The sequence below is a fragment of the Caballeronia choica genome, from assembly GCF_001544535.1.
GTDB lineage: Bacteria > Pseudomonadota > Gammaproteobacteria > Burkholderiales > Burkholderiaceae > Caballeronia > Caballeronia choica.
The window spans coordinates 139,549-150,560 of record NZ_FCON02000004.1; the positions used below are offsets into that span (position 1 = coordinate 139,549).

At 64.1% G+C, this 11,012-nt stretch carries 11 protein-coding genes; 7 read left to right on the forward strand and 4 right to left on the reverse strand.

Annotated features, from left to right (window positions below; genetic code table 11):
- Window positions 1-88: 88 nt before the first annotated feature.
- Window positions 89-562: an SgcJ/EcaC family oxidoreductase gene (locus tag AWB68_RS03270; RefSeq protein WP_087642920.1), complete on the reverse strand. Its 474-nt coding sequence runs from the start codon at window positions 560-562 to the stop codon at window positions 89-91.
- Entirely contained in the window at window positions 559-1,185 is a 627-nt protein-coding gene (locus tag AWB68_RS03275) for a LysE family translocator (protein ID WP_087642921.1), read from the reverse strand. The genes AWB68_RS03270 and AWB68_RS03275 overlap by 4 nt, the downstream gene beginning before the upstream one ends.
- Window positions 1,186-1,646: 461 nt before the next feature.
- Here AWB68_RS03275 and sap1 point away from each other — a divergent pair, with 461 nt between their 5' ends.
- Window positions 1,647-1,988, forward strand: coding sequence for a surface attachment protein Sap1 (gene sap1, locus AWB68_RS03280; RefSeq protein ID WP_087642922.1), 342 nt, complete (start codon window positions 1,647-1,649; stop codon window positions 1,986-1,988).
- 96 nt (window positions 1,989-2,084) lie between these two features.
- Here the strand turns inward: sap1 and AWB68_RS03285 are convergent, their stop codons facing one another.
- Window positions 2,085-3,812, reverse strand: coding sequence for an IlvD/Edd family dehydratase (locus tag AWB68_RS03285; protein ID WP_087642923.1), 1,728 nt, complete (start codon window positions 3,810-3,812; stop codon window positions 2,085-2,087).
- A 186-nt stretch (window positions 3,813-3,998) separates the two neighbouring features.
- Here AWB68_RS03285 and AWB68_RS03290 point away from each other — a divergent pair, with 186 nt between their 5' ends.
- Window positions 3,999-4,973 carry a LysR family transcriptional regulator gene (locus AWB68_RS03290; protein ID WP_087642924.1) on the forward strand — a complete coding sequence of 325 codons (975 nt, stop codon included), beginning with the start codon at window positions 3,999-4,001 and terminating at the stop codon, window positions 4,971-4,973.
- Between the two features lie 46 nt (window positions 4,974-5,019).
- Window positions 5,020-5,571: a YaeQ family protein gene (locus AWB68_RS03295; RefSeq protein WP_087642925.1), complete on the forward strand. Its 552-nt coding sequence runs from the start codon at window positions 5,020-5,022 to the stop codon at window positions 5,569-5,571.
- Between the two features lie 3 nt (window positions 5,572-5,574).
- Here AWB68_RS03295 and AWB68_RS03300 read toward each other — a convergent pair whose 3' ends face one another.
- Window positions 5,575-5,982, reverse strand: a complete 408-nt coding sequence (locus AWB68_RS03300; protein ID WP_087642926.1) for a VOC family protein — start codon at window positions 5,980-5,982, stop codon at window positions 5,575-5,577.
- 338 nt (window positions 5,983-6,320) lie between these two features.
- Here AWB68_RS03300 and ada point away from each other — a divergent pair, with 338 nt between their 5' ends.
- From ada to AWB68_RS03320, 4 genes are all read left to right on the forward strand, one after another.
- Window positions 6,321-7,439: a bifunctional DNA-binding transcriptional regulator/O6-methylguanine-DNA methyltransferase Ada gene (gene ada / locus AWB68_RS03305; RefSeq protein ID WP_087642927.1), complete on the forward strand. Its 1,119-nt coding sequence runs from the start codon at window positions 6,321-6,323 to the stop codon at window positions 7,437-7,439.
- The gene (locus AWB68_RS03310; RefSeq protein WP_087642928.1) at window positions 7,436-8,374 is read left to right on the forward strand and encodes a DNA-3-methyladenine glycosylase family protein; all 939 of its coding nucleotides are present in this window, start codon (window positions 7,436-7,438) and stop codon (window positions 8,372-8,374) included. The genes ada and AWB68_RS03310 overlap by 4 nt, the downstream gene beginning before the upstream one ends.
- A 208-nt stretch (window positions 8,375-8,582) precedes the next feature.
- Window positions 8,583-10,202 (forward strand): glutamate--cysteine ligase, encoded by a 1,620-nt coding sequence (gene gshA, locus AWB68_RS03315; RefSeq protein ID WP_087642929.1) that lies wholly within the window; start codon window positions 8,583-8,585, stop codon window positions 10,200-10,202.
- Between the two features lie 150 nt (window positions 10,203-10,352).
- A complete protein-coding gene (locus AWB68_RS03320) occupies window positions 10,353-10,922 on the forward strand; it encodes a hypothetical protein (RefSeq protein WP_200828617.1) in 570 nt (189 codons plus the stop codon).
- The last annotated feature ends 90 nt before the right edge of the window (window positions 10,923-11,012 follow it).

Below are 11,012 nucleotides of genomic sequence, written 5' to 3' on the forward strand. Positions count from 1 at the left end.
GCGCGGCCGGCCCGCCGCTGGCGCGCCGGACCGGACTGGCCGCATGCTTCACGAGCGGACGGCCAACACCGCAACTGCGGTCACGAGACTACACACGGCCTCCCGGCCGCCCAAGCCCGCGCAACTCCGTGCTCAGTTTCCCGCCCTCTTCCGGCCGGCCATGAAACGCGGCCGGCGTGTTCTGGAACATCTCGATCCGGTACACGCCATCGCATAGCGAGAGCACCATCGTCTGAATCGCGTTCAGCTCGGGATTCAGGTCATCCGCGCCGCGCGGCCACATGCCCGCCGCGCCGCGCAGCAGAAGCACCTGTCCGCTTGCCATTCGCCGCACTTCGCGCACCTTCGCGACGAAGAGCGGCGTCGCGTGCTGCGTGAAAATCGACGCGAGATGCGCGTCGATGGCAGTGCGCGAATCGATGGTGCTTCCATCGAAACCCACCATGCTGCCGCGCTCGGCAAATCGCGCGGCCATTGCACGTGCGTCCTGCCGGTTCCAGTCATCGAGCAGCGCGAAATACACCCGGCGCGCCGCCGCCGTCCAATCGTCGAGTTCGTTCATGTCGCCTTCTTCCATGCCGCCGCGAAAATCCCCGCGCCCATCAGCAACGCGCCGCCCGTGCGGTTGACCGCGCGTTGCACCGAAACCTGGCGAATCGCCCGTCGCGCGCCGGACGCCAGCAGCGCATAAGCGAATGAGTTGACCGCCGCGATGCCCACAAACGTCGCCTCGAAAATCGCGATCTGCGACACCGTGGCCACATGCGGATCGATAAACTGCGGCACGAACGCGACGAAGAAAATCATGCTCTTCGGATTGAGCGTCGTCACCGCGTAGGCGTGCGCCATGATGCGGCCGGTGCGCACTTCTTCGGGCGCCTTCATTTCGTCGGCATTCACGATGGGCGCGCGCCAAAGTTTCAGGCCCAGATAAACCAGATACGCGGCGCCGATCCACTTCAGCACCATGAATAATTCCGCCGATGCCGCGAGCAATACGCCGAGGCCGAGCATCGACGCGGTCATGGCGGTCAGGTCGCCGAGCGCGACGCCGGCGGTGGTCGCGAATGCGTATTTGCGTCCGTGTCCGAGCGCGTAGGAAACGACCAGCAAAACGGTCGGTCCGGGAATCGCCACCAGAATCGCCGAAGCGATTGCGAAAGGCAGCCATTGAGCGAGGGTCATCAAATGCCTCCGTTGATCTTATTCGCCGATTTATCCACGAAGGCGCGGTGTTGACAAGCCCTTCCGAGGGTTGAATGCGGGTATTTGATGGCCGCTTCATGCGACGTCCCAACGTCGATTGGCACGTTTTATTCCGCGCCGCCGACTTGGGTGACAGCACGATTTTCGCCAATAAAGCGTGTTATTTCAGCCTCCGTGCAGCCTGTTTACGACCGCTTGGTTGCGGCGCATCAATTCAACTGCACAGTGTTCATAAAACCGTCGTCGACCCGCAAGCGCTTCTGATGGCTCTCACGATTATTCGTAAGTTTTTTAAAAACACGCCTGCGACAATCTGTCGTGTTGCGAGCGCACACAAGATGTGCTTGTAACTTGCAAATTCTCGTCTAGGATAAACGCTGCGGATTAAGCCAATTAAATATATAGCTAATTCCCGAGACATTTCCGCTTGGAGGCAATACATGAAAAAACGCGCCAGTGCTTTAGTCGTGATGGTCGGTTTGTTCGCCGCGATGTCGGCGGTCCACGCGGATAGCGTGATCCAGCCCCAGCAGACTTTCAAATTCAGGCCCAATTCGTACGGCTGCCTCTCAAAAGACAAATTTGATTCCGCCGACCAGCACGCGCAGGCGGGCGAGCAACAGAAGATGCAGCAATTCTTCGAAGGCTACGAATGTGTCTCGACGCCTGTCGATTCGCATTTCCGCGTATTGCGCGTAGTGGGTCACGATGTCGAATTCGTCAATGCGGCGAATAGTGACACGCAGGGCATGTGGACTGCCGATCGCTTCATCGAGCAATAAGTCGAGCAATAAGCGCGTTTGATTCGGCAATAAAAAAGCCGATGCGATTCATAATCGCATCGGCCAACACCTTCGTCCAATCAATCTGAATCGCGATTAATGCGAATCGCGCGGCACCGGTGCGCCGCTGGAACCGACCAGAAAATCGAGGTCGGCGCCCTGGTCCGCTTGCAGGACGTGATCGACGTAGAGCTTGTAGTAACCGCGCGCCGGGCTGGCGGGCTTTTGCCACGCACGCCGCCGCCGTTCGAGTTCGTCGTCCGACACTTCCAGATGCAGCCGCCGCGCCTCGACATCGAGTTCGATCATGTCGCCCGTCTGCACGAACGCGAGCGGCCCGCCCGCCGCCGCTTCCGGCGACACGTGCAGCACCACCGCGCCGTAAGCCGTGCCGCTCATGCGGCCATCGGAAATGCGGACCATGTCGGTGATGCCCTTTTGCAGCACCTTCTTCGGCAGCGGCATGTTGCCGACTTCCGCAAAGCCCGGATAACCCTTCGGCCCCGCGCCCTTGAGCACCATCACGCAGTTCTCGTCGATGTCGAGTGACTCGTCGTCGATTTTCTCGTGCAGTTCCTCGATGGTTTCGAACACGACCGCCCGCCCGCGATGCTTGAGCAGTTTCGCCGTCGCGGCCGAGGGCTTGATCACGGCGCCGTTCGGCGCGAGATTGCCCTTCAGCACCGCGATGCCCGCCTTCGGCTTGAACGGGGCTTCGAACGTCGTGATGACCTTTTCGTCGTAGTTCGGCGCGTTGTTGACGTTGTCCCAGATCGACTTTCCGTTGACGGTCAGCGCGTCCTTGTGCAGCAAGCCCTGCTCGCCGAGTTGCCTCAGCACGGCGGGCAGCCCGCCCGCATAGTAGAAATCCTCCATCAGGAATTCGCCCGACGGCTGCAGGTTCACCAGACACGGCACATCCGAACCCAGCTCCCAGTCCGCCAGATTCAGCTCGACGCCAATCCGCTTCGCCAACGCGATCAGGTGAATCACCGCGTTGGTCGACCCGCCGATCGCCGCATTCGTGCGAATCGCGTTCTCAAAGGCTTCGCGCGTGAGGATCTTGTCCATCGTGAGGTCTTCGCGAACCATGTCGACGATCCGCCGCCCCGCCATGTGCGCGAGCACCTGGCGCCGCGCATCGACGGCCGGAATCGCCGCGTTGTGCGGCAGCCCCATGCCGAGCGATTCGACCATCGACGCCATCGTCGACGCCGTGCCCATCGTCATGCAGTGCCCGCGCGAGCGGTTCATGCACGATTCGGCTTCGGTGAACTCCTCCTGCGTCATGGTTCCCGCGCGCACTTCCTCCGACATCTGCCACACGCCCGTGCCCGAGCCGATATTCTTGCCGCGGAATTTGCCGTTCAACATCGGCCCGCCCGATACGGCGAGCGCCGGCAAATTGCACGACGCCGCGCCCATCAGCAGCGCGGGCGTGGTCTTGTCGCAGCCGACCAGCAGGATCACGCCGTCCATCGGATTGCCGCGTATCGATTCCTCGACGTCCATCGACGCGAGGTTGCGGAACAGCATCGCGGTCGGACGCAGGTTCGTTTCGCCGAGCGACATCACCGGAAACTCGAGCGGCAGCCCGCCGGCCTCGCGCACGCCCTTTTTCACATACTCGGCAAGCTCGCGGAAATGCGCGTTGCAGGGCGTCAGTTCCGACCACGTATTGCAGATCCCGATGACCGGACGGCCATCGAAATTGTCGTGCGGAATGCCCTGGTTCTTCATCCACGAGCGGTGCAGGAAGCCGTCCCTGTCCTGCAAGCCGAACCACGCCTGACTGCGCAGCGGCTTCTTGTTCGAATCAGCCATCGTTGCTCCTCCAAATGTTCTTGTCCGGCCGACTCACGCTTTCGGACTACACGCTTGGCTAGGCGGCACTGGTCGAGCAGAGCGTAACCAGTCCCGCGATGACTTTCCAATCAGTTTTCGGCCGATCGCAATATCAAAACCGGTATGGCATCATCGAGTATCCCGAAAACACCGGACCCGCACGCGATGCCGCAAAGTTACTCGAACTGGTTCGTGCGAGCACGCCTGAAGACGCGCCAGTTGTTGCTGCTCGCGGCGATGGAGGAAGAAGGCAACGTGCGCCGCGCCGCCGACGTGCTCGGCATGACGCAGCCGGCGGCATCGCGGCTGCTGAAGGAACTGGAGGATGTGCTGGACGTGCGCCTGTTCGACCGCACGCCGCACGGCATGCACGCGACGCTCTACGGCGAAGTGATGATCCGCCACGCGCGGATGGTGCTGTCGAATCTGAGCCAGGCGCACGATGAAATCTCGGCGCTGCGCTCGGGGCTTGCCGGTCAGGTGCAGATCGGCACGATCGCCACCGCCGCCGCGACGATGGTGCCGCTGGCGATCTCGCGCGTGAAGGCGCGCTATCCGCAGTTGCAGATCTGGCTGCAAGTGGAGACTTCGGACGTGATGCTGCCGCGCATCGCGCAAGGCGAACTCGACATCATGGTCGGACGCGTGCTCGAACGGCAGGGTCAGTTCAAGGACACCGTGCGCTACGAGCCGCTCGCCGACGAGCCGCTTTGTGTCGTCGCGCGACCCGGTCATCCGATGGAAAACGCGACCGGGCTGACGCTGGGTGGCATCGTGAATGCAAGCTGGGTCCTGCATCCGCCGGGCAGCGTGTTGCGGCATCGGTTCGACCTGACTTTCTCGCAGATCGGGCTCAATCCGCCGCAAAATGTCGTCAATACCAACAATTTCCTGGCAATTTCGAGCCTGCTCCTGCAAAGCGACATGCTCGCGGTCGTGCCCGAGGAAGTGGCGCGGCAATACGAGGAATTCGGCGTGCTCAAGCGCCTTTCGATCGAATTGCCTTGCCGGATGGACGCTTTCGGTATCATCACGCGGCAAACGCAATTGCTGTCGCCGGCGGCGACCGTCGTGCTCAACGCGTTGCGCGAGGCGGCCGTCGAGGTGTACGGCACGTCTTTCGAACCCTCGACCGCCTGAAACCTCTTACTCAAGCCGGCTCGAACAGCCGGCCTTTTGGTGTTGCATGGCCCTCAAATCGACGATTTACAAAGCGGAACTCCAGATTGCCGACATGGATCGGCACTACTACGGCGATCACTCGCTGACCATCGCGCGCCATCCGTCGGAAACCGATGAGCGGATGATGGTGCGCGTCGCCGCGTTCGGGCTGTTCGCGGACGAGCGGCTCGAGTTCGGCAAGGGCTTGTCCGACACGGACGAGCCCGATCTCTGGCAAAAAGACCTTACCGGGCAAATCGAGACGTGGATCGAGGTCGGCCAACCCGACGAGCGGCGCATCGCGAAGGCGAGCGGCCGCGCGGGACGCGTGATCGTGATCGCCTATGCGGGCCGGACCGCCGATATCTGGTGGCAAGGCGTGAAGGGCAAGGTCGAACGGATGCAGAACGTGACCGTCTGGTCGCTGAAGGACGGTGTAGGCGAGGCGCTCGGCGCACTGGCCGAACGCACGATGCGGTTGCAACTGACGATGCAGGACGGCGAGGCGTCGCTCGGCAGCGCAACGGTCGACCCGGTGGCCCTCCACTGGACGGTGCTGAAGCCGCCCGGGAAATAACACTCAGGCGTCGGGCGGTCCCTTCAGCTCGATCAGATTCCCTTCCGGATCGAACAGGTAAAGCGAAGGACCGTAGCCCTCGGCGCCGTATCGATTGGCTTCCTCGCCGATGCGTGCGCCGCTTTCCGTGAGATGCCGGCACAGCTCGGCCGGATCGAAAGGTTCGACGCGCAGGCAGAGATGATCCATGTTGCGGCCCGCACCGGGCGCGCCGCTATCCGGCCGGTCGATTTTTGCGCCGACAGCCAACAGGTCGATCAGCGAGCGGCCGGCCCGCAACTGCACGAGACCGAGATCGCGCTGCTCCTTTTCGACCGGACATCCGAGCGCGGCGCCGTAAAAGCGCACCATGTTGTCGAGATCGGCGCAGCGAATCACGACGTGATCGATTTCGCGGATGGTGAAGTGCATCGTCGCTCCTCGTTTCAGGGATGGCGCAAACGAGTGTACTGCCGTCCGGGGAACGGCTCACGGCAAAGCGAGCGGGCAAAAAAAAGCCCGCTCGTTGCGGAGCGGGCTGAATCCATATCAGGAGGAGACATGGAGGAGACAGTTCCAATAATACACAGCAGGTTGGTGCGACGCAATAGAAATTTTAGTGCAAACCCCTATGGCGCCAAATTTTCGCTTCAGGGCGATTTCGTGGCCGCGCGGCCCGAAATCCGGGAAATGACAGCGCAAGAAGCGGCGCGTACGCTCGAAGGCAGCGCTCTACAGTGGTCACGTACCCAGAGCCAATCGAGGTTGCCATGAACATCGCATTCGAAATCCCGTCCGAAAACACGTTTTCTTCCGATGAAAGCCGCTGGCAAGCCGTCGTCGAGCGCGACCCGCACGCAGACGGCGCTTTCTTCTTCGCTGTGCGCACCACGGGCGTGTTCTGCCGGCCGTCGTGCGCGTCGCGGGCGCCGCGCCGGGAAAACGTCGAGTTCTTCCCGACGACAAACGCGGCCGAAACCGCCGGCTATCGGCCGTGCAAGCGTTGCCAGCCGACGAGCCTCCCGCGCGAACTCGCGATCGTCGAGCGCGCGTGCAAGGCGCTCGACGCCGATCCGCAGCAACGCCTGACGCTCGCCCAGTTGAGCGACGCCGTCCACGTCAGCCCGTTTCACTTGCAGCGGTTGTTCACGCGCGTGGTCGGCGTGTCGCCGCGGCAATATCAGGCCGCGCGCCGTGCCGAAGCGTTGCGCGACGGCCTGCAACGCGGCCAGAACGTGACGCGCGCCACGCATGACGCTGGCTTCGGCTCGCCGTCGCGCATGTACGAAGCGGCATCGGCGGAACTGGGCATGACGCCGTCGGTGTATCGGAGGAAGGGCGCCGGGCTTACCGTGCACTTCGCCACCGCCGACACACCGCTCGGCTCGGTGCTCGTCGCCGCGACCGACAAGGGCATCTGCAAGATCGCGTTCGGCGACGATCCGCGAGCGCTCGAGGGCGAACTGGCGGCGGAGTTGTCGCAGGCGGAGCGCATCGAGGATCGCGGGCGCGTGCAGCCGTTCATCGCGCAGATCCGCGCGTATCTGGAAGGCACGCGCGAGCGGTTCGACCTGCCGCTCGACATCGGCGCGACCGCGTTCCAGCAGCGCGTGTGGGATGCGCTGCGACGTATCCCGTACGGCGAGACGCGCAGCTATTCCGACATCGCCGACGCGCTCGGCGCGCCGCGCGCCGTGCGGGCCGTGGCGAACGCGTGCGCGTCGAATCCGGTGGCGCTCGCGATTCCGTGTCATCGGGTCGTGCATAAGGGCGGCGGGCTGTCGGGGTATCGCTGGGGGACGCCGCGCAAGGCCGCGTTGTTGAAAGCGGAGCGCGCGCACGATGCAGCGGGGCCCCGTGGCACCGCGGACGTGGACGAGTTCGCGTGAGCGCCGTAGACAAAAACCGCCTCGTCACACTCAACCTGCCGTTCGTCGAGCCCTACGACTGGCCGCGCGTCCTGCGCTTCTTCGCGGGACGCGCGACGCGCGGCGTCGAAACCGTCGAAGCGGGCGCGTATCGTCGGGCGATCGAATGGCCGGACGACGACGGCGCGCTCGTCGCAGGCACGCTGAGCGTCACGCGCCATCCGAAAAAAGCTTGCCTCGTCGTGACACTCGAAGGCGACGTCGCGCGCCACGGCAAAGCGATCGGCAAGCACCTCGCCCGCATGTTCGACCTGCTGGCCGATGCGCCCGCCATCGGCCAGCATCTCGCGCGCGATCCGTGGTTCGCCCCGCTCGTCGACGCCGCGCCCGGCCTGCGCGTGCCCGGCGCGTGGTCCGGCTTCGAGCTGGTCGTGCGCGCGATCGTCGGCCAGCAGGTCAGCGTGAAGGCGGCTTCGACGATCATCGGGCGCATCGTCGAGCGCGCGGGCACGCAGCTCACCGATCATCCACATGCCGATACCGCCTGGCGCTTCCCCTCGCCCGCCGCGCTCGCCGCCGCCGACATGGAGAAGATCGGCATGCCGGGCAAGCGGGTCGCGGCGTTGCAGGGCTTCGCGCGCGAGGTGGCATCGGGCGCGCTGCCGCTCGACGACTCGCGCGCCGACCGGGACGCATTGCGCGCCGCCCTGCTCGCGATGCCCGGCATCGGCCCGTGGACGGTCGAATATGTCGCGATGCGCGCGCTGCGCGATCCCGACGCGTGGCCCGGCACCGATCTGATCCTGATGCAGTCGCTCGCGGCGCGCGATCCATCGATGGCCAAGGCGGCTGTCTTGCGCGCACGGGCCGAGGCGTGGCGCCCGTATCGGGCCTACGCGGCACTGCATTTGTGGAACGAGATCGCAGACCAGGCCGGCACGGCCCGGGGCGGATAGCGGCAACTTGCGACGACCTCGCGCCGCGCCCCGCATCAAACCCGCCAATCCCGCCGGAAAAATGCCCCGCGGCAGCGCCCCGAAAACCCCGCAAAACCTTGCTGGTATTGGCTTCAAGCACGCTCGACACCGAGATGTTAAAGTGCCCGCTACTCAAAATATCGAATCGCGCGCACATTCGTTGCGCTCGATCGCACGTGCTGCCTAGATGCCAACCAAGAAATCCGCAAACCTCGACAACGACGCCTTCCTGCACCGCCTCTCGGCGCTCCTGGCCGGCCCTCACGCGGACGCACTGCGTCAGGGTCTGCGCGGCATCGAGCGGGAAAGCCTGCGCGTCACGCCCGAGGGCAAGCTCGCCATGACGCCGCATCCGAGCGCCTTCGGCTCGGCGCTGACGCACCCGCTCATCACGACCGATTACTCGGAGGCGCTCGTCGAGCTGATCACGGACGCCAGGACCGACGCGGCGGACACGCTCGCGCATCTCGACACCCTGCATCGCTTCGTCTACGCGAAACTCGGCGACGAACTGCTGTGGAACGATTCGATGCCCTGCGAACTGCCGCCCGACGACGAAATCCCGATCGGCTGGTACGGCACGTCGAACATCGGCATGCTGAAGCACGTCTATCGGCGTGGTCTCGCGCTACGCTACGGTCGCACGATGCAATGCATCGCCGGCATTCACTACAACTATTCGCTGCACGAGGACGTCTGGCGCGCCTGGCAGACGCTCGACCAGGGCAATACGCTGTCGGCCGTCGATTTCCAGTCGGAGCGGTACTTCGCGCTCATCCGCAACTTCCGCCGCACGTGCTGGCTGCTGATGTACCTGTTCGGCGCGTCGCCGGCGCTCGACGCGGGCTTCGTGCGCGGCAAGCGCCACACGCTCGAAACCTTCGACGCCCATACGCTCTATCTGCCGCACGCCACCAGCCTGCGCATGAGCGATCTCGGCTACACGAATAATCCGGCGCAGTCGGCGCTCTTGCCGAGCTACGACAACCTCGACGCCTATCTCGACGTCCTCGCGAAGGCCGTGAGCCAGCCGTACCCGCCGTACGAAGCGATCGGCACGCAGCGCGACGGCGAGTGGATCCAGATCAACACGAACGTGCTGCAGATCGAAAACGAGTTCTACTCGACGATCCGCCCGAAGCGCGTCATCCAGCCGGGCGAGCGGCCGCTGCATGCGCTGGCCTCGCGCGGCGTGCAGTACATCGAAGTGCGCTGCCTCGATATCGATCCGTTCGAACCGACCGGCATTTCGCTCGAAACGTCGCGCTTCCTCGACGCTTACCTGCTGTACTGCGCGCTCGACGACAGCCCGTTGCTGCCGGTCGACGCGAGCGCCGAGGCAAACGACAACTTCAGCCGCGTTGCGAAGGAAGGACGCAAGCCGGGGCTCACGTTGTCGCGCGAAGGACGCGACGTGCCGATGCAGGCCTGGGGCGTCGAATTGCTCGACCGGATCGAGCCGGTCGCGAGGGCGCTCGACGCGCTCGCCGGCACCGATGAGCACTTGCAGGCGCTCGCGACCCAGCGGGCGCGACTCGCGGACGTATCGCTGACGCCGTCGGCGCGGGTGCTTCAGACGATGCGGGACAAACAGCAGAGTTTTGGCGATTTCGCACTCGACCTCAGCCGCCAGCATGCGGATTTCTTCCGCAATCGTCCGCTTGACGAGCATGAAACGCGCGAGATGGACGAGCTTGCCGCGAAATCGCTCGCGCAGCAGGCGGACATCGAACGCGATGAAGCCGGCTCGTTCGATGCCTTTGTCGCCGCTTATCGCGCCTACACGCTGAACCGGATCAGCGTCTGACGTCTTTTTTCCCTCGCCGCGGCGTCGGGAAAGCGGCAAGGCTTACTCCTTTTGCAACAGAGCGCTACCTCTCGAAACACGCGGGCCGCGCACGGGTCGAAAAATAGTGTCCTATCGACCTGAACGCTCACTGTTGGAGAGGAGAAGAAAATGACAAGGACAATGTTCTGCGCATCGACGCTGGCGGCCGCAGCGTCGATCGCGCTGTTCGCCGGTTGTTCGACGCAAGGGCAAGTCGGCGCCGAAACGATGGAACAGGCCACCGCGCCGCTCACCTGCATGAGCAAGGCCGAATGCGACGCGTGGTGGGGCCGCGCGCAAGTCTGGGTGACGAATCACTCCGACTACAAGCTGCAAACCGTCACCGATTCGATCATCCAGACGGCCGGACCGTCGGGCGGAAAGCGGTCGCTTGCCTACCAGATCACCAAGACGCCGAGCAACGAAGGCACCGCGACAATCGGCTTCGCCGCGCATTGCGACAACATGCTCGGCTGCGAGCCGAATCCGTGGAAAGCGGGCGCGGATTTCAAGCAGTTCGTGCGCGGCGGCGCGTCGCCGCAAGCCGGCGCGGCAGCGACGACGAACGAAGGGAGCGCCTTGCCACCCGTCACGCCCGCCGCGCCAGCGAGGGCGCAGGTGAATCCGACGGTGCAGCCGATGCCGCCAGCGCTGGAAGCCCAGCCGGGGCAGTCGGGGCAGGTTTTGACGCCACAGTAACCGCAGCCACGGTTCGCGGTTTGCGGTTTGCGGTTTGCGGTTTGCGGTTTGCGGTTTGCGGTTTGCGGTTTGCGGTTTGCGGTTTGCGGT